20 protein-coding genes are annotated in these 20,451 nt (G+C 60.2%); 14 read left to right on the plus strand and 6 right to left on the minus strand.

The genetic code is table 11. From position 1 onward, the window contains the following. The first annotated feature begins 179 nt into the window (after window positions 1–179). Window positions 180–521 (plus strand): hypothetical protein, encoded by a 342-nt coding sequence (locus tag ACM6IV_RS18510; protein ID WP_003222394.1) that lies wholly within the window; start codon window positions 180–182, stop codon window positions 519–521. Here the strand turns inward: ACM6IV_RS18510 and ACM6IV_RS18515 are convergent. From ACM6IV_RS18515 to ACM6IV_RS18525, 3 genes are all read right to left on the minus strand, one after another. Continuing rightward, window positions 491–1,702, minus strand: a complete 1,212-nt coding sequence (locus tag ACM6IV_RS18515) for an aminotransferase class V-fold PLP-dependent enzyme (RefSeq protein ID WP_414871094.1) — start codon at window positions 1,700–1,702, stop codon at window positions 491–493. The genes ACM6IV_RS18510 and ACM6IV_RS18515 overlap by 31 nt on opposite strands. Beyond that, window positions 1,699–2,169, minus strand: coding sequence for a RidA family protein (locus ACM6IV_RS18520; RefSeq protein ID WP_414871095.1), 471 nt, complete (start codon window positions 2,167–2,169; stop codon window positions 1,699–1,701). The genes ACM6IV_RS18515 and ACM6IV_RS18520 overlap by 4 nt, the downstream gene beginning before the upstream one ends. Window positions 2,170–2,257: 88 nt before the next feature. After that, window positions 2,258–3,124 carry a LysR substrate-binding domain-containing protein gene (locus tag ACM6IV_RS18525; RefSeq protein ID WP_414871096.1) on the minus strand — a complete coding sequence of 289 codons (867 nt, stop codon included), beginning with the start codon at window positions 3,122–3,124 and terminating at the stop codon, window positions 2,258–2,260. 182 nt (window positions 3,125–3,306) lie between these two features. On the opposite strand from ACM6IV_RS18525, the gene ACM6IV_RS18530 reads away from it, so the two are divergent. Continuing rightward, window positions 3,307–3,468, plus strand: a complete 162-nt coding sequence (locus ACM6IV_RS18530; protein ID WP_096819493.1) for a hypothetical protein — start codon at window positions 3,307–3,309, stop codon at window positions 3,466–3,468. A gap of 144 nt (window positions 3,469–3,612) precedes the next feature. Next, window positions 3,613–3,726: a cytochrome c oxidase subunit CcoM gene (gene ccoM / locus ACM6IV_RS18535; protein WP_016771346.1), complete on the plus strand. Its 114-nt coding sequence runs from the start codon at window positions 3,613–3,615 to the stop codon at window positions 3,724–3,726. A gap of 998 nt (window positions 3,727–4,724) precedes the next feature. Here the strand turns inward: ccoM and ACM6IV_RS18540 are convergent. Continuing rightward, the gene (locus ACM6IV_RS18540) at window positions 4,725–6,200 is read right to left on the minus strand and encodes an inorganic phosphate transporter (RefSeq protein ID WP_414871097.1); all 1,476 of its coding nucleotides are present in this window, start codon (window positions 6,198–6,200) and stop codon (window positions 4,725–4,727) included. 374 nt (window positions 6,201–6,574) lie between these two features. Then, window positions 6,575–6,775: a hypothetical protein gene (locus ACM6IV_RS18545; RefSeq protein WP_008080067.1), complete on the minus strand. Its 201-nt coding sequence runs from the start codon at window positions 6,773–6,775 to the stop codon at window positions 6,575–6,577. 652 nt (window positions 6,776–7,427) lie between these two features. Between ACM6IV_RS18545 and pcaR the strand changes: the two genes are divergently transcribed. The 11 genes from pcaR to pcaC all read left to right on the plus strand — a co-directional run bounded on the left by pcaR (window position 7,428) and on the right by pcaC (window position 18,435). After that, the gene (gene pcaR, locus ACM6IV_RS18550) at window positions 7,428–8,270 is read left to right on the plus strand and encodes a pca regulon transcriptional regulator PcaR (RefSeq protein ID WP_007917109.1); all 843 of its coding nucleotides are present in this window, start codon (window positions 7,428–7,430) and stop codon (window positions 8,268–8,270) included. A gap of 293 nt (window positions 8,271–8,563) precedes the next feature. After that, entirely contained in the window at window positions 8,564–9,910 is a 1,347-nt protein-coding gene (locus tag ACM6IV_RS18555; RefSeq protein ID WP_414871098.1) for an MFS transporter, read from the plus strand. 272 nt (window positions 9,911–10,182) lie between these two features. Continuing rightward, window positions 10,183–11,040, plus strand: a complete 858-nt coding sequence (locus tag ACM6IV_RS18560; RefSeq protein ID WP_414871099.1) for a CoA transferase subunit A — start codon at window positions 10,183–10,185, stop codon at window positions 11,038–11,040. After that, entirely contained in the window at window positions 11,040–11,819 is a 780-nt protein-coding gene (locus tag ACM6IV_RS18565) for a CoA-transferase subunit beta (RefSeq protein ID WP_414871100.1), read from the plus strand. The genes ACM6IV_RS18560 and ACM6IV_RS18565 overlap by 1 nt, the downstream gene beginning before the upstream one ends. Further along, window positions 11,816–13,021: a 3-oxoadipyl-CoA thiolase gene (pcaF, locus tag ACM6IV_RS18570; RefSeq protein ID WP_414871101.1), complete on the plus strand. Its 1,206-nt coding sequence runs from the start codon at window positions 11,816–11,818 to the stop codon at window positions 13,019–13,021. The genes ACM6IV_RS18565 and pcaF overlap by 4 nt, the downstream gene beginning before the upstream one ends. Before the next feature lie 36 nt (window positions 13,022–13,057). Beyond that, the gene (gene pcaH, locus ACM6IV_RS18575; RefSeq protein WP_414871102.1) at window positions 13,058–13,762 is read left to right on the plus strand and encodes a protocatechuate 3,4-dioxygenase subunit beta; all 705 of its coding nucleotides are present in this window, start codon (window positions 13,058–13,060) and stop codon (window positions 13,760–13,762) included. 1 nt (window position 13,763) lies between these two features. Then, window positions 13,764–14,330: a protocatechuate 3,4-dioxygenase subunit alpha gene (gene pcaG, locus ACM6IV_RS18580; protein ID WP_414871103.1), complete on the plus strand. Its 567-nt coding sequence runs from the start codon at window positions 13,764–13,766 to the stop codon at window positions 14,328–14,330. Between the two features lie 191 nt (window positions 14,331–14,521). Then, on the plus strand, window positions 14,522–15,817 hold the full coding sequence (locus ACM6IV_RS18585) for an MFS family transporter (protein WP_414871104.1): 1,296 nt from the start codon (window positions 14,522–14,524) through the stop codon (window positions 15,815–15,817). Between the two features lie 46 nt (window positions 15,818–15,863). Further along, the gene (locus tag ACM6IV_RS18590; RefSeq protein ID WP_414871105.1) at window positions 15,864–17,228 is read left to right on the plus strand and encodes a 3-carboxy-cis,cis-muconate cycloisomerase; all 1,365 of its coding nucleotides are present in this window, start codon (window positions 15,864–15,866) and stop codon (window positions 17,226–17,228) included. A gap of 12 nt (window positions 17,229–17,240) precedes the next feature. Further along, window positions 17,241–18,029 carry a 3-oxoadipate enol-lactonase gene (gene pcaD, locus ACM6IV_RS18595; RefSeq protein ID WP_414871106.1) on the plus strand — a complete coding sequence of 263 codons (789 nt, stop codon included), beginning with the start codon at window positions 17,241–17,243 and terminating at the stop codon, window positions 18,027–18,029. A 13-nt stretch (window positions 18,030–18,042) separates the two neighbouring features. Continuing rightward, window positions 18,043–18,435 (plus strand): 4-carboxymuconolactone decarboxylase, encoded by a 393-nt coding sequence (gene pcaC / locus ACM6IV_RS18600; protein WP_025110738.1) that lies wholly within the window; start codon window positions 18,043–18,045, stop codon window positions 18,433–18,435. 397 nt (window positions 18,436–18,832) lie between these two features. Here the strand turns inward: pcaC and ACM6IV_RS18605 are convergent, their stop codons facing one another. Continuing rightward, window positions 18,833–20,092 carry an OprD family porin gene (locus ACM6IV_RS18605; RefSeq protein WP_414871107.1) on the minus strand — a complete coding sequence of 420 codons (1,260 nt, stop codon included), beginning with the start codon at window positions 20,090–20,092 and terminating at the stop codon, window positions 18,833–18,835. Window positions 20,093–20,451 lie beyond the last annotated feature (359 nt).

The raw sequence follows: 20,451 nt of genomic DNA on the forward strand, positions 1-20,451 counted from the left end.
TAGGAGCTGTCGCAGGCTGCGATCTTTTGATCGTCGAGAACCCTTGAGGTTTGAGCTGTCTGATAAAGATCGCAGCCTGCGGCAGCTCCTGCAGGGTGCCAAGTGCGTCACAGATTTACGACGGATGGCTCAAGGCACCTTTGCCGCAGCCGATAGCCTGCTGACAGGAGACCCTTTATATGTTGCCACCGATGCTCCCCCTGAGCGCTGTGCCGATCACTTCCCAGCAGGATCCGATCCGCCAGCGACCGGACATCCCGCCGGTGGTGCCGGTGCAGGAAAGCTCCAACGAAAGCACGATCGATCTGCAAAAGCGCGATCCGGAAGAGGATCGCTTGCTGGCGCGCGAAGAACAGCGTCGTCAGCAGGAGCGTGATCGGCGCCGCCGCGAAGCCGACGAAGACCCCGAAGAACACCTGGCCGTGCCCGGCACCGAGCTGAATGCCGACAACACCGTGCCGGTGGTGCCGCTGATGGAAGATCAGCCGCGTCAGGGTTTGTGGGTCGATATCGAGATCTGAGGTTGAGCGGCGAGTTCGCTCAGCGCGGTCAGGAGTACGTCGATTTCTGCCTCGGTGTTCAGATAACTCAGAGAAATCCGCGCGATGCTCTCAAACCCTCGCGCCTGCATATCCAGCGGTGTATAGGCCACGCCATTGGCGCCAATGTTGATCCCGCGCGCCGCCAGCGCCTGCTTCAACGCCAGACAATCCCAGCCCTCCAGCGTAAAGGCGATCAGCCCGGACTGCTGATGTTCGCGGCCGAGATCCTGCAACGCCAATCCGCGAATATTCTGTAAACGTTGGCGTAGCGTGCGGCTCAAGTGCTCGATTCGCCGACGAATTGTCTGCGCGCCGAGGCGGTTGTATTCCTCCAGCGCATTGGCCAGTCCGGCCAGCAGCGCCAATGACACTTCACTGGTTTCGAAACGTCGGGCGTCGTCGCGCAGGGTAAAGCGCTGGCCGTCCCACGGTGCCGACAGCACATCGCGCTGCACCGGCAGCAAACGTTGCATGAAGCCCGGCCGCACATACAGCAGCGCGGTGCCTCGCGGGCCGCGAAGGTATTTGCGGCCCGCGCCTTTGAGCACATCGCAGTGCAAGGTCTGGACATCGCAGGGCAACTGCCCCAAGGCCTGACCGGCATCGATGAAGTAGGGGATGTCGTGTCGTTGCGCGACCTGACCGATCTGTGCGGCGGGATTGATCAGGCCACCGTTGGCGGGCAGCCAGGTCAACGCGATCAGCCGCACGTTGCGATCGATCATTTGCGCCAGTGCCTGCGGATCGACCGCGCCGTGGGCATCACAGGGAATCACCTCCAGGCGTGCGCCGGCCTTTACCGCTTCAGCGATGCACGCCAGATTGCCGGCCCACTCATGGCGCCCGACCAGAATCCGCTCACCCGCCTGCCACGGCCCCAGCGCATTGAACGCCTGACTCCACGCGGCCGAGCCGCTGCTGGTGAAGGCGATGCTCTCGGTTTCAGCATTGAGCATTTGGGCGGCGGCGTTACGTGCTCTCTGCTGAATTTGCAGATCGGCAGCCTCCATCGGCCCGCCGAGTGCTTCGCGTTGCAGTTGCTCGACGATTGCATCAAGGGTTGTCTGACTCGGTAGTGAAGAACCGGCGTGGTTGAAATGAATGATCCGCGCACAACCGGGCGTGGCAGCTCGCAGGCTTTCGACGTCCTCGCTGTTCACGGCTTGAGCTCGAAAATCGCCTCGACCTCTACCGCCACACCCGCTGGCAGGCTGGAGACGCCGACGGCGGTGCGGACATGACGGCCCTTGTCGCCCAGCGCGTTGACCAGCAGGTTCGATGCGCCATTGGCCACGACGCCCTGTCGCTGAAAGTCAGCCGACGCGGCAACAAATACGCCGAGACGCACAGTACGTACCAGCTTCGACAGGTCATCGCCCAGCGCATCGCTCAATTGCGCGAGCAAACCCAGTGCAGCGAGTTCGGCGGCGTTGACGCCTTGCTCTTCGGCAATCGTTTCGCCCAGACGGCCAATAAAAGCCGGTTTGCCGTCGATCAGCGGGATCTGTCCGGATATATACAGCAGGTTCTGCGTAACGACGTGGTTGATGTAGTTGGCGATGGGTTGGCTCGGCGTGGGCAGGCGCAACCCGAGTTGTTCGATACGCTGGCTGAGAGATTCGCTCATGGTGAGACCTCCTGAATGAAGGCCTCAGCATGTTGAAGCGAGGGCAGGGCGACAAACGGATATATTTAATCCGATGAATCGAAATCGCTCATGCGTCTGCGGCTTCATCCAGCCATTGGCTGAAACACACTGCCGTTGCGGACAAGGGCCGGTCCGGCGTCACCAGCCAATAGCCGATCTCACCGCGCAGCGGTGCGGTATCAAAAGCCGGCACCAAGGAGCCTTCCTTGAGTCGGCGAGCGATCAGGCATTGCCGGCCCATGGCGATGCCCTGACCGGCGACGGCGGATTCGACCACGATGTTGTAGTCGTGGAGCATGACGCTCGGCACTTGAGCCAGATCGATGCCACTGTGCTGGCTCCAGTCAGTCCATTCGAACGGTTGCAGCGATTTGGCCATCAGCAAGGGGCCGTTTTCCACGCCCTGACGCTTGAAGGCCGGGCTGCACACCGGTGTCAGGGTTTCAGTCATGAAGCGCCGGGCTTGCACGTCCGGCCAATGGCCCTTGCCGTAGCGAATGGCCAAGTCAACCTCGCCACCCTTGACGTCGGCCAATTGCACGGCGGGGATCAGTTCGACATGGATGTCCGGGTATTTGGCCCGAAACTCGCTGAGTCGCGATGCCAGCCACAAGGTGGCGAACGACGCCAGCAGGCCGATTCGCAAGGTTGGGCGTTGATTGCCGCGCAAGTCGCGACTGGCGGCGGCGATGGCGGCGAGTGCCGGTTCGATCTGGCGATAGTAGGCCTCGCCGGCGGGCGTCAGGTCGATCGCTCGGGTGCGTCGGACAAACAACGGTTGCTCAAGAAACGCTTCCAGTTTGTGCACCTGATGGCTGATCGCACTTTGCGTCACCGACAACTCATCGGCGGCCTTGATAAAGCTCAAGTGGCGGGCCACAGCCTCGAAGACGCGCAAGGCCATCAGCGGTGGCAGATCCTGATGCAAGGGCACGGCAATCCTCCTCGGCTCTGGTGCAAAGCGCAGATTCTGCGGGGAAAACGGTCGTTGGGTACATCAATTGTTATCGGCCGTCGCTGGCAATGGCTGGTCAGTGTCGGCGCCAGGCTGCATTATTGGCGCAGTCCTGCCGGTGATGTGGCAGTTGTGATTCTTTCAAGTGATGTACTGATGCCATGAGCCAAGACGACAAACTGATTGACCTCAGCACTGAACGCGCCAAACGCGTGCACGACCTCAACGAGAAGCGCCTGAACGAGGTGCGTCAGGCGTTCGAACAGGCGATGCCGTTAGGAAAGCCTAAGAAAAAGTCGAAAAACAAGCCGAAAAAGCGCTGATCTCCCCCTGCATCCGTTGATGCAGGTCATTTAATTTCCCTCCTTTACTCCCCTTCGTTGCTGGTATTGATCCCGGTCAATTTGTGCGCCTGTGTGTTTGGTAACTTAGTTCCATCGCAGCAGAGCAGGGCCAGGAGGCCAGTCATGTTTTTCGATAACGTGGTGTTTGCCGGGGTTTTGACGGTAGGTCTCATGGTTCTGTTTTTTGCAGGGTTTGGATTTTTTATCTGGAAGGATGCGCATAAGCGGCGCAAGTAAGTTCTTCTGGATTGATGGGCACGCAAGGCATTTTGGGGCGACTTCGGTTGCCCCTTTTTTTTGTCTTGGCGGCTTTTGGGCCGACCATGTTCTTGGGGTTTTGGGTGTATATCCGTTGTTGCGGGTGTTGCTGATTAGGGTTCCGCCCTTACGGCGGGTCACTTTTGACAAACGCCTCAAAAGTAACCAAAAACGCTTGCTCCTACGTGCGGCCCGCTCGCTGGGGCTCGGGGTTCCTTCGCTGCGGGATCGATCCGGGCGCAGCGTCTCCGGTTTGCTTCGCTGCACCTCCTCTCGCTGTGTTTGGCTGCGCCAAACGGTCGCTGCGCTCCCACGCCCGGATCAATCCCTCCACTCAGCCTTCCGACGTCGCCCGAGGATCAAAATCAAGAGCGGCAGCCGAGCTTGCGCTCATCCTGTTGAGTGGTGAGGAGCACAGCGTGTTTGGCTTTGGATTTGTGTTGGGTTTTCCCCTCGCCCCAGCCCTATGCCGAGGGAGAGGGCGCCGATTTGTGGGCTTTCAGAATCTGCATTCGACTCGGTTTCACGTCGGCGTAGCTCTGCCAAACACCTCGGTCAGTCCCCTCTCCCTCTGGGAGAGGGTTAGGGTGAGGGGCTTTTGATCTGGCTTTTGATCTTTTGCCCCATCGGCAGGCCGAGCGGATGTGTTCATCCGGGGGGAGGCGCGCAGCGCCGTGCGGCGAAGCCGCATTCATCGAGAGGAGGTGCAGCGAAGCAAACCGTAGGCGATGCCCCCGGATGGACACCGTAGCGAGGGAACACTGAGCCTCAGCGAAGTGCCGTACGCCAGGGGCAAAGCCTTTTGGTTCCTTTTTGGCGTTTGAAAAAGGGACTCGCTGTAAGAGCGAAACCGCCAGCGGCAGCACCCGCAGCAACGGATATGCCCCCAATCTCAAATACTCAAAACCCCAATCCCCCAAGAACAAAAAAAAGGCGCGATCCTCTCGAATCGCGCCTTTCTCATGTGCCGCTATCTATCAGCTACCCAACGCCTTCGACGCCAGCCAGAACAACCCGGCCGACAGCGCCACAGTCGCCGGCAAGGTCAATACCCAAGCCAGCAGAATTGTCTTCACCGTGCCGCCTTGCAGGCCGCTTTTGTTAGCGACCATGGTGCCAGCCACACCCGAGGACAGCACGTGAGTGGTCGACACCGGAAGGCTGAAGATGTTGGCCATACCGATCAGGCTCGCGGTGGTGATTTGCGCCGACATGCCCTGGGAATAGGTCATGCCTTGCTTGCCGATCTTCTCGCCAATGGTCAGTACCACGCGTTTCCAGCCAACCATGGTGCCCAGACCCAAAGCCAGTGCAACCGCCAGAATCACCCAGAACGGGGCGTATTCGGTGGTAGTGGTCAGGTCTTTGCGCAGCTTGTCGAGGTCAGCCTTTTCACGGGCTTCCAGGCCAGGCAGCTTGCCAACCTTCTTCGCGGTGTCGTCCAGGCAGAGCAGGTAGCGACGCACTTCGATGCGGCTTTCCGACGACAGCGAGTGGTAGTCCGCAACGCCTTTAAGCGTGTGCAGCAGGGCGCTGATGGTCGGTTCGGTCTGCTGCGGGTTGCAGCGGAATTTCTCCGGCAGGTCGCCTTCCACGCTTTTGCCCAGGGCCAGGAACTCACCCAGCGAATCGGCATTGCGCTGGTAGAACTGGCTCAAGTGCAGGGTCGCGTCGCGGGTGCGTTCGATCTGGTAGGTGGTGCTGTTCAGGTCGAGGACGAACTGTGCAGGGACGATACCGATCAGCACCAGCATGATCAGGCCGATGCCTTTCTGGCCATCGTTGGAGCCGTGCACGAAGCTCACGGCCATGGCCGAGATCACCAGGACCAGACGGTTCCAGAACGGTGGATGCTTCTTGTCGTCGATCTTGCGGCGCTGTTCCGGTGTCTTGTGCATCTTCGACAGCGGACGCCACCATTTCAGGCCGATCAGGACCAGCGCGGCGATCAGAAAGCCGGCCATCGGCGAGAACACCAGCGAGGCGCCGATGTCGATCGCTTTCTGCCAGTTCACGCCATCGGCCAACGGGATGTCGTTGATCAGGGCGTTGGCCAGGCCGACACCGAGGATCGAGCCGATCAGGGTGTGCGAGCTGGAAGCCGGGATACCGAAGTACCAGGTGCCCAGGTTCCAGGCGATTGCCGCGGCGAGCAACGAGAACACCATCGCCAGGCCATGGCCGGTGTTCACATTGATCAGCAGCTCAACCGGCAGCAAATGGACAATGGCATACGCCACGCCAACGCCGCCCAGCAGCACGCCGAGGAAATTGAACACACCGGAAAAGAACACCGCCAGGTGAGGCGGCATGGCTTTGGTGTAGATAACAGTGGCTACCGCGTTAGCGGTGTCATGAAATCCATTGATGAACTCGAAGGCGAGGACAAACGTCAGGGCGAGCAAGAGGCTCACAAGCACCCAAGCATCCAGTCCGCTGAATAAATCGATCATGAAGGTTTTCTGACCCGGTCGTAAGGGGGCGCGATTATGCCAGAAAAGACTGGAAATCGATCCCCTACCTGCTCATCGGTTACACACTTCTTCGATTTAATTTGTTGCAGCGCATGAAAACCCAGCGTCACGCATGGTTTTTCAACTCGTTGATTTAATTGATAAAATTCGTTTTTGCCAAGCGATTTTACCAGCGCGGAGGGGCCTCAAACGCTTGTCTGAAATATCTGTGAAACCTGTAGGACGCCCGTCCTCAGTCAGCCAGACCGGGTAATGGCCGCTGCCCGCGGGTAGCGGGCGCGCAAGGCATCGTCGTTCCACCGCGCTTGTAACCGGTGTGGACGCAACCCTTCAAAAAGTCCGGAAATCGTCGCTCACGGCTCTTCGGCTTTGAGTTCCTTTTCGATCTTTTCAATTTCTTGCTTGAAGACCTGATCCTGAACGGTAGGGCGTTTACGCCATGCTTTGCGTTCCGGTTCGGGCTGAGCGGCGTAGGTGGTGACTTCCCCGCCGTAAACTTCCTTGTAACGTTGTTCCTGGCGCTCAAGTTCCGCGCGCAGTTCGTCTTTCGTCACAGTGCTACCTGTATGAGTTGAGTTAAGTGTCTGGTGAAACGCACTGCAACAAATCGATTGAACGGAGCCACCGCGAGTTCAACGCCCGGACAGGCGTTGGCGCAAACGGTGGGACGATCAAGACTTCCGTGTTACAGGCGGCTACGGCACCAGATAAAAACTGACGCAGCATCAGTTTCCTGTTTCAGCGAGCGCAGGCGTTGCATGAGTGATGCGCGTCAGGCGCTGGCCGGGCTGTTGGCGATGGGCATCGCCGCAGCGAGTGGCGACCTCGGCAATTGAAAACGGGTAGCCACTGAGGTGCATTATAGCGGTCGATTCAGGAATGACTATCTTTGCCAAGTTAAAAACGGTTCCGAATGTGTGATTGTTTTGTGACTCGCAACTTTTGTTACTAGTTGAAGTGCGTGTTGGTCATTGTTTGACGGGTGATCTGTTTTTGGCGCCATTTAGTCGAACAACTAAAGCGCTGATTCCAGATAACGGCGCAAGTTGAACAAGCCCGGAAAAGGTTTGAGGCAACCGCCGCAGCTGATTGCGATTATCGGTCGCTGGTTCGATAATCGCCCAATCTTGCAGGCGCGACCCTTGTGCATTGGTCGGCGAGCCGCTTGTATAGCCCATTGATCCGTGCCGGATAACAGGACAAAAAATGAACGATCAAATGCGCAACTCCTTCACCTCCGTGGCGCCGCCGATCGTCGCCTCGCCGGCCAAGCGCATTCAGGCGCTGACCGGTGACCCGGACTTCATGACCTCGCTGGCCCGAGGGCTGGCGGTGGTGCAGGCGTTTCAGGAACGCAAGCGCCACCTGACCATTGCCCAGATCAGCCATCGCACGGAAATTCCCCGCGCCGCTGTACGTCGTTGTCTGCATACGCTGATCAAACTCGGCTACGCCACCACGGACGGTCGCACTTATTCATTGCTGCCCAAAGTGCTGACCCTTGGCCACGCGTATCTGTCGTCGACGCCGCTGGCGGTATCCGCTCAGCCGTACCTTGACCGCATGAGCGAGCAACTGCATGAAGCCTGCAACATGGCCACGCTCGAGGGCGACGACATTCTCTATATCGCCCGCTCGGCGACCACCCAGCGCCTGATTTCGGTGGACCTGTCGGTGGGCGGACGCTTGCCGGCCTATTGCACGTCGATGGGGCGGATTCTGCTGGCAGCCCTCGATGACACGTCGCTGCGTGAATACCTCGATCACGCTGAACTGGTCGCCAAGACCAGCCGTACGATTCACACCCCCGACGCGTTGCTCGAATGCCTGCAGGAAGTGCGGCAGCAAGGCTGGTGCATCGTCGATCAGGAGCTGGAACAGGGCCTGCGTTCGATTGCCGTGCCGGTCTACGACGCTTCCGGCCAGGTCGTCGCGGCGCTCAATGTCAGTACTCACGCCGGTCGCGTCAGCCGTACCGAACTGGAACAGCGCTTTCTGCCGGGCCTGCTCAGTGCCAGTCGTGACCTCAGCGCGCAGTTGTTCGCCTGATGAAGCTGTTCGATAAACGCACAGTGTTGCGTTTATCGAATTGACGCTAAAACCCTCGGATCATTAATGTCGCGGCAGCGTCATCCGGCGCTGATGTGAATGAGCCCGCCGGACTGTCGACTCCCATAATAATGACAAGAGGCAACTCACCATGCGCACGTTCCCCGACTGTCTCCGCCCCATCCGCTGTTGCCGGATTGACTGCAACGCCTGATCCAGACCTTCTATTCTTGTGACCGTGCCGCTCTCTGGCCGGCCGCCGTTCGACTGCGTTTTTTGCGTGGATAAAAATAATGAACCAGCCTCAGTCCGCTGTGGGTAACTGCCTCGACGTGCAGACCTTCATCAATGCCCAACCGATCTCGCGCTATCAGTGGCGGGTGGTGATCCTGTGTTTCCTGATTGTCTTTCTCGATGGCCTCGACACCGCCGCGATGGGCTTCATTGCTCCGGCGTTATCGCAGGACTGGGGCATCGACCGTGCCAGCCTCGGCCCGGTGATGAGTGCCGCGCTGATCGGCATGGTCTTCGGTGCGCTGGGTTCCGGCCCATTGGCTGACCGCTTCGGGCGAAAAGTCGTACTCGTTGGCGCAGTGGTGCTGTTCGGTGCCTTCAGTCTGGCGTCGGCGTACAGCACCAACGTTGAACAGCTGCTGGTGCTGCGCTTCCTGACCGGTTTGGGGCTGGGGGCGGGGATGCCAAACGCCACCACACTGCTCTCGGAGTACACCCCGGAGCGCAAGAAGTCGCTGCTGGTGACCAGCATGTTCTGCGGCTTCAACCTCGGCATGGCCGGTGGCGGGTTCATTTCCGCCAAGCTGATTCCGGCATTCGGCTGGCACAGCCTGTTGCTGATCGGCGGGATCCTGCCGCTTATCCTCGCCGTGGTGCTGCTGTTTTGGCTGCCGGAGTCGGCGCGCTACCTTGTAGTTCGTAACCGTGGCACCGACAAGATTCGCAAAACGCTGGCGCCGATTGACCCGGTAACCGTCGCCAAGGCTTCGAGTTTCAGCGTGCCAGAACAGAAAACCGTCAAGGCGCGCAATGTGTTCGCGGTGATCTTCTCCGGCACTTATAGCACCGGCACCTTGTTGCTGTGGCTGACCTATTTCATGGGCCTGGTGATTGTTTATCTGCTGACCAGTTGGCTGCCGACGCTGATGCGCGACAGCGGCGCAAGCATGGAGCAAGCCGCGTTCATCGGCGCGTTGTTCCAGTTCGGCGGGGTGTTGAGCGCGGTCGCGGTGGGCTGGGCGATGGACCGCTTCAATCCGCACAAGGTCATCGGCACTTTCTACTTGCTGGCCGGGGTGTTTGCTTACGCGGTGGGGCAGAGCCTGGGCAACATCACGCTGTTGGCCACCCTGGTGCTGGTGGCGGGGATGTGCGTGAACGGCGCGCAATCGGCGATGCCGTCGCTGGCGGCGCGGTTTTATCCGACCCAAGGGCGGGCGACCGGTGTTTCATGGATGCTGGGCATCGGCCGCTTCGGCGCGATTCTCGGCGCGTGGATGGGCGCAACATTGTTGGGCCTGGGCTGGAATTTCGAGCAGGTGCTGACGGCGTTGGTGATTCCGGCGGGGCTGGCGACCGCAGCGGTGGTTATCAAGGGCATGGTGAGTCATGCGGATGCGACTTGAGGTCAGGTCTATAGATCTTCATTGATACAACAGACCTCTTCGCGAGCAAGCCCGCTCCCACATTTGAAATGCATTCCCATGTGGGAGCGGGCTTGCTCGCGAAGCTTTTGATCGGATTGTTAGGGAAATAACAATCCGTTCGATAAACGAACACTCAGTCGATTATCGGATTGTTTGGCCCATTTCCCAGGCTTAATCTTCAGTGACTCCGGCGCTGAAACCTCGCGCCTTTTTATCACTGGCGATTCATTACAAAAACAGGAGCCCGCTCCATGGCTGAGATCCTTTCGCTGCACGACGCGGTGAAGCAATTCGTCAACGATGGTGACACCGTCGCGCTCGAAGGCTTCACTCACCTGATCCCTACGGCAGCGGGTCATGAAATCATTCGTCAGGGCAAGAAAGATCTGACGCTGGTGCGGATGACGCCTGACCTGATCTACGACCAACTGATTGGCGCCGGTTGCGCACGCAAACTGATTTTCTCCTGGGGCGGCAACCCGGGTGTCGGTTCGCTGCACCGCCTGCGTGACGCGGTGGAGAAGCAATGGCCGCATGCGCTGGAAATCGAAGAACACAGCCACGCCGACCTGGCCAACGCCTACGTTGCCGGCGCATCCGGCCTGCCGTTCGCGGTGCTGCGCGCCTACGCCGGTTCCGATCTGCCGAAGGTCAATCCGCTGATCAAAACCGTGACTTGCCCGTTCACCGGTGAAGTATTGGCGGCGGTGCCGTCGGTGCGCCCGGACGTGACCGTGATCCACGCACAGAAAGCCGACCGCCAGGGCAACGTGTTGCTGTGGGGCATTCTCGGTGTGCAGAAAGAAGCCGCGTTGGCCGCCAAACGCTGCATCGTCACGGTTGAAGAAATCGTCGACGATCTCAAGGCACCGATGAACGCCTGCGTGCTGCCGACCTGGGCCTTGAGCGCGGTCTGCCACGTACCCGGTGGTGCGCATCCGTCCTACGCCCACGGTTACACCGAGCGTGACAATCGTTTCTATCAGGCGTGGGATCCGATTGCCCGCGACCGTGAGACGTTTACCGCGTGGATCAACGAATACATCCATGGCTGCGTTGACTTCAGCGCGTTCCAGGCCAAGTTGGCCGCTGCTTCGGAGGCCAAGTAATGACTTACACCACCAATGAAATGATGACCGTTGCGGCGGCCCGTCGCCTGAAGAACGGCTCGGTGTGCTTCGTCGGTATCGGCCTGCCGTCGAAAGCCGCCAACCTTGCACGCCTGACCTCGTCGCCCGACGTGGTGCTGATCTACGAATCGGGCCCGATTGGCGCCAAACCGAGCGTGCTGCCACTGTCCATCGGTGACGGCGAGTTGGCGGAAACCGCTGACACCGTGGTACCGACCGGTGAGATTTTTCGCTACTGGTTGCAGGGTGGGCGCATCGACGTCGGTTTTCTCGGCGCCGCGCAGGTCGACCGTTTCGGCAACATCAACACCACCGTGGTCGGCGATTACTTCTCGCCGAAAGTCCGTCTGCCGGGCGCCGGTGGCGCGCCGGAGATTGCCGGTTCGGCGAAAAGCGTATTGATCATCCTTAAACAGTCGGCGCGTTCGTTTGTCGACAAACTCGATTTCATCACCTCGGTCGGTCATGGCGAGGGCGGCGATTCGCGCAAACGTCTGGGTCTGCCGGGCGCCGGGCCGGTCGGGATCATCACCGACCTGTGCATCATGGAGCCGGAAGCGGGCACCCACGAATTTGTGGTCACCGCATTGCACCCGGGCGTGACCCGTGAGCAAGTGGTCGCGGCCACCGGTTGGGCGATCCGGTTTGCCGAGCATGTGCAAACCACCGCTGAACCGACCGAAGTCGAACTGACCGCGCTGCGCGATCTCGAAGCGCGCACTGCCGCCGCCCACGGCCAGGCACCGGGAGAAGCATGATGCGTGACGTTTATATCTGTGACGCGATTCGCACGCCCATCGGCCGTTTCGGCGGCGGTTTGTCTGCGGTCCGCGCCGATGATCTGGCTGCGGTGCCGATCAAGGCGCTGATGGAGCGCAATCCATCGGTGGATTGGAACGCCATCGACGAAGTCTTCCTCGGCTGCGCCAACCAGGCTGGCGAAGACAACCGCAACGTCGCGCGCATGGCATTGCTGCTGGCCGGCCTGCCGGAAACCGTACCGGGCGTGACCCTCAATCGCCTCTGCGCTTCGGGCATGGACGCCATCGGCACCGCATTCCGTGCGATTGCCAGCGGTGAGATGGAGCTGGCAATTGCCGGCGGCGTCGAGTCGATGTCCCGTGCGCCGTTCGTGATGGGCAAGGCTGATGCAGCGTTTTCGCGCAACATGAAACTCGAAGACACTACTATCGGCTGGCGCTTCATCAACCCGTTGATGAAGGCGCAATACGGCGTCGATGCGATGCCGCAGACCGCCGACAACGTCGCCGATGACTATAAAGTGTCGCGCGCCGATCAGGACGCTTTCGCTCTGCGCAGCCAGCAACGCACCGCCGCCGCACAGGCTGCCGGCTATTTCGCGGAAGAAATCGTCGAAGTGCGGATTGCCCACAAGAAGGGCGAAACCGTGGTCAGCCAGGACGAACATCCACGCGCCGATACGACGCTTGAAGCACTGACCAAACTCAAACCCGTCAACGGTCCAGACAAAACCGTCACCGCCGGCAATGCCTCCGGGGTCAACGACGGTGCTGCTGCGCTGATTCTCGCGTCCGCCGAAGCGGTAAAAAAACACGGCCTGACCGCCCGCGCCAAAGTGCTCGGCATGGCCAGCGCCGGTGTCGCGCCGCGTGTGATGGGCATCGGCCCGGTGCCGGCGGTGCGCAAACTGATCGAGCGTCTGGGCGTGGCGGTCAGCGATTTCGACGTGATCGAACTCAACGAAGCGTTTGCCAGCCAAGGCCTGGCAGTGCTGCGTGAACTGGGTCTGGCCGACGACGCTGCGCAGGTCAACCCGAATGGCGGCGCGATTGCCTTGGGTCACCCGTTGGGCATGAGCGGTGCGCGTCTGGTGCTGACCGCGCTGCATCAGTTGGAAAAGACCGGCGGCAAGAAAGGTCTGGCGACCATGTGCGTCGGTGTCGGCCAAGGTCTGGCCCTGGCCATCGAACGCGTCTGACGCAAGCCGTGACGAAAAAGAACAGAGGAAAGCGACATGTCTGACAAGCCTGGTTACCGTCGTCCGCAGGCAGGCACTCAGCCTGAGTACCTGCACCCGACGTATCAATCCACCAACCTGCGCTCGCCGTCCAAGCCGTTGGTATTTCTGCCGCATTCGCTGTCGGAAATCACCGGGCCGACCATCGGCGCCGAACGCGTGGGCGACACCGATAACGACCTGACCGCCCAGCATGAAGGCGAGCCACAGGGTGAACGCATCATCATTCACGGCCGCGTGCTCGACGAAAACGGTCTGCCGGTGCCGGGAATTCTGGTGGAGATCTGGCAGGCCAACGCCGCCGGTCGCTACAACCACCAGCGCGACCTGCACGACGCACCGCTGGACCCGAACTTCACCGGCACCGGCCGCACCGTCACCGACGCCGACGGCTGGTATCAGTTCCAGACCATCAAGCCCGGCGCTTACCCGTGGGGCAACCACCACAACGCCTGGCGTCCGGCGCACATCCACTTTTCGCTGTTCGGGCCGAGCATCCTCACGCGTCTGGTCACGCAAATGTACTTCCCGGGCGATCCGCTGCTGGCCTACGACCCGATCTACAACTGCGTGCCGGACACCTCGGCCAAGGAACGCCTGATCGCCCGTTTCGATCTGGAAAAAACCATTCCGTCCTACGCCCTCGGTTATCGTTGGGACATCGTGCTGCGCGGGCGTGAAGCCACGCCGATGGAGAAATAAGATGACGCTGACAGCGACCACGTCCCACACCGTCGGGCCGTATTACCACATCGGTCTGACCTGGCTGAACCGCGAAAACCTCACCGTTGAGCAAACCCTCGGCGAGCGCGTGGCAATCACCGGGCAGGTGGTGGACGGCAACGGCGATGTCGTCAACGACGCCATGCTTGAAGTCTGGCAGGCGAATGCCGCCGGCAAGTACGACCACCCTGAAGACGAGCAGGACAAACCGCTCGATCCGCATTTCGAAGGTTTCGGCAGGGTGCCGGTGGATGCGGAAGGGCGTTTCCGTTTCACCACGATCAAACCGGGTACGGTTGAAGGCCTGAAGGGCTCGACCCAGGCGCCGCATCTGGTGGTGCTGGTGTTTGCCCGTGGCTTGGTGAAGCACTTGCTGACGCGGATTTATTTTGAGGGTGAGCCGGCGAACGTTAATGATCCGTTGCTCGAATGTGTGCCGGCTGAGCGTCGGAGTACGTTGCTGGCTAAAAAAGATGCATCCGGCGTTTACCAGTGGAATGTGATTCTGCAGGGCACCGACGCCGAGACCGTGTTCTTCGATTACTGAAGAACACCCCAATCCCTGTAGGCGTGAGCCTGCTCGCGATGACGGTGTGTCAGATTTAAATGGTCTGAATGACACATCGCCATCGCGAGCAGGCTCACTCCTACAAGGGAACTGTGTTGCAGATGGAACTGTGGAACGGGACTGTTGCAAAGTATGTCTAGACTGTGACTGTCCCTATCGAGTGAAAAACAATGACAACCACCACCTCCCATTACACCGGTGAAGAGCGCAGCAAGCGTATCTTTGCCATTGTCGGCGCCTCGTCCGGCAACCTCGTCGAATGGTTCGACTTCTACGTCTACGCCTTTTGCGCGATCTATTTCGCCCCGGCGTTTTTCCCCTCCGACAACCCGACGGTGCAACTGGTCAACACCGCCGGTGTGTTCGCTGCCGGCTTCCTGATGCGTCCGATTGGCGGCTGGATTTTCGGCCGGGTCGCCGACAAGCACGGGCGCAAGAATTCGATGCTCATTTCGATTCTGATGATGTGCTTCGGCTCTTTGCTGATCGCCTGCCTGCCGACGTACAAAGACATCGGTGTCTGGGCGCCGGTCCTGCTGTTGTTCGCGCGCCTGTTGCAAGGCCTGTCGGTGGGCGGCGAGTACGGCACCACCGCCACCTACATGAGCGAAGTCGCCCTCAAGGGCCAGCGCGGTTTTTTTGCCTCGTTCCAGTACGTGACCCTGATCGGTGGGCAACTGCTGGCCGTGTCGCTGGTGGTGGTTTTGCAGCAATTCCTCACCGAAGAAGACCTGCGTGCCTACGGCTGGCGGATTCCGTTTGTGGTCGGTGCGGTGGCGGCGTTGATTTCGCTGTTCCTGCGTCGCAGCCTGAAAGAAACCACCAACAAGGAAACCCGCGAACACAAAGACGCCGGCAGCATCGCCGCGCTGTTCCGCGATCACAAAGCCGCGTTCATCACCGTGCTCGGTTACACCGCCGGTGGCTCGCTGATTTTCTACACCTTCACTACCTACATGCAGAAATATCTGGTGAACACTGCGGGCATGCACGCCAAGACCGCCAGCTACATCATGACCGGCGCGCTGTTCCTGTATATGTGCATGCAGCCGCTGTTCGGCATGCTCGCCGACAAGATCGGCCGGCGTAATTCGATGCTCTGGTTCGGCGCCCTCGGTACGTTGCTCACCGTGCCGATCCTGTTGAGCCTGAAAAGCGTCAGCAGCCCGTTCCTCGCCTTTGTATTGATCACCGTGGCGCTGGCGATTGTCAGTTTCTACACCTCGATCAGTGGCTTGGTGAAAGCCGAAATGTTCCCGCCGGAAGTCCGCGCCCTCGGCGTCGGTCTGGCCTATGCGGTGGCCAATGCGATTTTCGGCGGCTCGGCGGAATTCGTCGCCCTGAGCCTGAAAAACATCGGCATGGAAAACGCCTTCTACTGGTACGTGACGGTGATGATGGCGATCGCGTTCCTGTTCAGCCTGCGCCTGCCGAAACAGGCGGCGTATTTGCACCACGATCTCTAACCCGAAGCGCGCGGGCCGTGATGGTCCGCGCCGGCAAGGACTGTTTATGACTCAGCGACCGGGCAATCAATTGTTCGATGCCTACTTCACTGCCCGCAATATGCGCGAAGTGTTCTGCGATCAGGGCCGCGTGCAGGCCATGCTCGACTTTGAAGCGGCGCTGGCCCGGGCCGAGGCGCGGGTCGGGTTGATTCCGGCCTCTGCCGTGGCACCGATTGCGGCAGCGTGCAATGCCGATCTGTACGACTTCGCGGTGCTGGGCGAGGCGATTGCTACGGCCGGCAATTCGGCGATTCCGCTGGTCAAGGCGCTGGGCAAACAGATTGCCGGCAGCAACGCTGAAGCCGAGCGATATGTGCATCTGGGCGCGACCAGTCAGGACGTGATGGATTCCGGGCTGGTGCTGCAATTGCGTCAGGCACTGGATTTGATCGAAAGCGATCTGGCGCAACTGGCTGACTCTCTCGCTGCTCAAGCACAACGTCATGCGGCGACGCCGCTGGCCGGACGCACCTGGCTGCAACATGCGACGCCAGTGACCCTCGGCATGAAAATCGCCGGGTGGCTGGGCGCTGTGACGCGCAGCCGGCAGCGCTTGCGTGAACTCAAACCGCGTCTGCTGGTGCTGCAATTCGGTGGAGCGTCCGGAACCCTCGCCGCGCTGGGCGAGCAGGCCTTGCCGATCGCTGAAGCCCTCGCCGAAGAACTGCAACTGACCCTGCCCGAACAACCGTGGCACACCCAGCGTGATCGCGTGGTCGAGTTCGGCGCGGTGCTCGGTTTGATCGCCGGCAGCCTTGGCAAGTTCGGCCGCGACATCAGCCTGTTGATGCAGACTGAAGCGGCTGAAGTGTTCGAGCCCTCGGCACCGGGCAAGGGCGGTTCGTCGACCATGCCGCACAAGCGCAATCCGGTCGGCGCCGCGGTGTTGATCGGAGCCGCGACGCGGGTGCCGGGTCTGGTCTCGACGCTGTTCAGTGCCATGCCCCAGGAGCACGAGCGTAGCCTCGGTCTGTGGCATGCCGAATGGGAAACCTTGCCGGAGATTTGCTGCCTGGTTTCGGGATCGCTGCAACAGGCTCGATTGTTGGCGGAAGGGCTTGAAGTCGACGCTGAACGTATGTCGCGCAATCTCGAATTGACCCAAGGTTTGGTACTGGCCGAAGCCGTCAGCATCGTCCTCGCTCAACGTGTCGGTCGCGATGCGGCGCATCACCTGCTCGAACAATGCTGCAAACGCGCAGTGGCCGAGCAGCGTCATTTGCGCGCCGTACTCGGCGATGAGCCGAAGGTCACCGCCGAACTGAGCAACGCTGAACTCGATCATCTTCTGGACCCCGCCCATTACCTCGGTCAGGCGAAAACCTGGGTCGAGCGCGCGGTGGCCGAACACAACGCATTGTCTGACTGAAAGGAGAGGGCTGTGGCTTTCGTTCAACTCGCCGATGGCGAACTGCACTATCAAATTGAAGGCCCGGTCGATGCACCGGTGCTGGTGCTGTCCAACTCGCTGGGCACCGACCTGCACATGTGGGATGCGCAGATGCAGGCGTTGACCGAGCATTTTCGCGTGCTGCGTTTCGACACCCGTGGTCACGGCAAATCGCTGGTCACGCCGGGTCCTTACAGCATTGAGCAACTGGGTCACGATGTACTTGGCCTGCTGGATGCGCTGCACATCGAGCGCGCGCATTTCTGCGGACTGTCGATGGGCGGCCTGATCGGCCAGTGGCTGGGGATCAACGCCGGGCATCGTCTGCACAAGCTGATCGTCTGCAACACCGCCGCGAAAATCGGCGATCCGTCGGTGTGGAATCCACGCATCGAAACCGTCCTGCGCGATGGCGCAGCAGCGATGGTTGCTTTGCGTGACGCGTCGATTGCCCGTTGGTTTACTCCAGACTTTTCGGCGGCGCATCCGGCGGCGGCCAAGCAGATTACCGACATGCTCGCAGCCACGTCGCCTGAAGGTTATGCGGCTAACTGTGCAGCGGTGCGTGATGCCGATTTCCGCGAACAACTGGCGTCGATCAACGTGCCGTTGCTGGTGATTGCCGGCACTGAAGATGCGGTGACGCCCCCATCAGGTGGGCACTTCATTCAGGAGCATGTACGCGGTGCCCAGTACGCCGAGTTCTACGCGGCGCACCTGTCCAATGTGCAGGCTGGCGCGGATTTCAGTGATCGTGTGTTGGCGTTTCTAAACGCCTGATAAGGGGATTTTCGTGGACGAGAAACAACGATACGACGACGGCATGCAAGTGCGCCGCGCGGTGCTGGGCGATGCGCATGTCGATCGCAGCCTGACCACGCTGACCGAGTTCAACTCGGAGTTTCAGGAGATGATCACCCGCCACGCCTGGGGCGATATCTGGACGCGCCCGGGCTTGCCGCGGCACACGCGCAGCCTGATCACCATCGCGATGCTGATCGGCATGAACCGCGAGGGTGAACTGAAACTGCACCTGCGCGCGGCGGCCAATAATGGCGTGAGCCGGGGCGAGATCAAGGAAGTGATCATGCAGAGTGCGATCTACTGCGGGATTCCGGCGGCGAATGCAACGTTTCATCTTGCGGAGTCGGTGTGGGACGAGCTGGGTGTTGAATCCCGGGAATAAGTGTTGCCCGGACTGACGCCTTCGCGAGCAAGCCCGCTCCCACATTTGGAATGCATTTCAACTGTGGGAGCGGGGTTGCTCGCGAAAGTGGTAACGGCCGTAACGAATCAGAGATCATTGAGGTGGTCCTCCAGTGATCGTTGGTGTCTTCCGATGACAACCTGGCTCCCAGCTTGAGGACCGACTACGACGACGGAAGCGGAAAGGTGAAGCACCTGAGTCCTTCAGGTTTTGCCACTTTACCTGCCGGCCGGCGAAGTGCCACTTCTCCTGACCAATGGCAAAGATCCTCCTGTAGGCCTTCGCCTGCTCGCGATAGCAGTGTGTCAGTCACCTTAAATGTCACTGACACACCGCTATCGCGAGCAGGCGAAGGCCTACAGTTTGAAAGCGGTGTTTAGAGCAGGCTGATCGGGTAGCTGACGATCAAGCGGTTCTCGTCGAACTCGTTGTTGCTGAAGTCGCGGCGCATGGTCGAGTTGCGCCACCGGACGTTCAGGTTCTTCAGGGCGCCGCTCTGCACGGTGTAGCCCAGTTCCGATTCGCGGCCCCATTCCTTGCCGTCGGTGATCGTCCCGGTGTGCACGTTGTCGCCGCTGATGTAGCGGTTCATCAAGGTCAGGCCGGGGATGCCCATCGCTACGAAGTTGTAGTCATGGCGTACCTGCCAGGAGCGTTCCTGCGCATTGTCATAACTGGCGTTGTAGCTGTCGTTGGCCAGGGTGCCGCCGCTGGTGCCGTTGACGCGCATCCAGGCGCTGTCGCCGGTGAGTTTCTGCAGGCCGACGTAGAAGGTGTTGCCGCCGTACTTCGCCGAGAACATCCCCGACCAGGTTTTGTTGTCGAGATCGCCGGCGCGGGCGCTGCCGTCGTCCTTGCCGTAGAAGAAGCCGAGGTTGGCGCCGAGGGTCCAGTCGCCCAGCGGCTGGCTGTGAATCAGGTTGACGTATTGCTGGCTGTAGATGTCCTTGAGTTCGGCGTTCCACAGGCCGATCTGTGTGCGTTTTTCGTTGAAAACGTATTCACCGCCCTGAAAGTTGAAGCGGTCAGAGGTGAACGCCGCTTTGCCGGTCATCGACATGTCGCTCATGCTGCTGTCGTCGCGCGGGCTGTTGGCGCGGAACTGGCCGCCGTAAAGGGTCAAGCCATCGATTTCCTTCGAAGTGATCTGGCCGCCGCGAAAGGTTTGCGGCAGCGAGCGACCGTCGTCCGAACGCAGGATCGGCAGCACCGGCATCCATTCGCCGACCTTCACTTCGGTCTGGGAAAGCCTGGCCTTGAAAGCAACGTTGGTGCGTCCGAAGTTGTCCGCCGGACGGCCGTCGTGATCCAGCGGCAGCAACGCCGTACCGCCAGTGCCTTTACCGCCATCGAGTTTCACCGAATACAGGCCGAGCACGTCCATGCCGAAGCCGACGGTGCCTTGGGTGAAACCGGATTTGGCGTCGAGGATGAAGCTCTGCGTCCACTCTTCAGCTTTGCCCTGAGCCTTGGTCGGGTTGGTGAAATTGCGGTTGATGTAGAAGTTGCGCAGGTTCAGGTTGACCTTGGCCCCTTCAATGAAACCGGCGTCTTCGGCTACAGCGGGCAAAGCAGTACCGGCCAGCGCGAGGGCGATCAGACCGGGAAACGCGTAAGGCGCAGGGGAGGTTGTCATGGGCTCGGGTCTCTCTTGTTTTTTTTAGGGTGAACGGATGCGCTGCGCCGTTTTGCGGTGCAGACATGAAAAGGGTTCAGGGGGAAACGACGGCAATCAGCCGGACGGGGCAGGGCGCGGGAGCATGGTGTCGAACCTGTTGTTATTGGTTTTGTGATACGAATGGTGCGGGGGGCGGAGCCAGCGTTTCAATTGGTGAAAGCGGGTTTTGGGCGATTATCGAACGCAAGATTAAAACGGGTTTTGTGGCGGTTGATAGGGCCTCTTCGCGAGCAGGCTCACTCCTACAGGGGAATGCATTCCAACTGTAGGAGTGAGCCTGCTCGCGATAACGCCGGGACAGACAACCCATTTCTTTC

The organism is Pseudomonas sp. IT-347P, from assembly GCF_949768005.1.
Taxonomy (GTDB): Bacteria; Pseudomonadota; Gammaproteobacteria; order Pseudomonadales; family Pseudomonadaceae; genus Aquipseudomonas.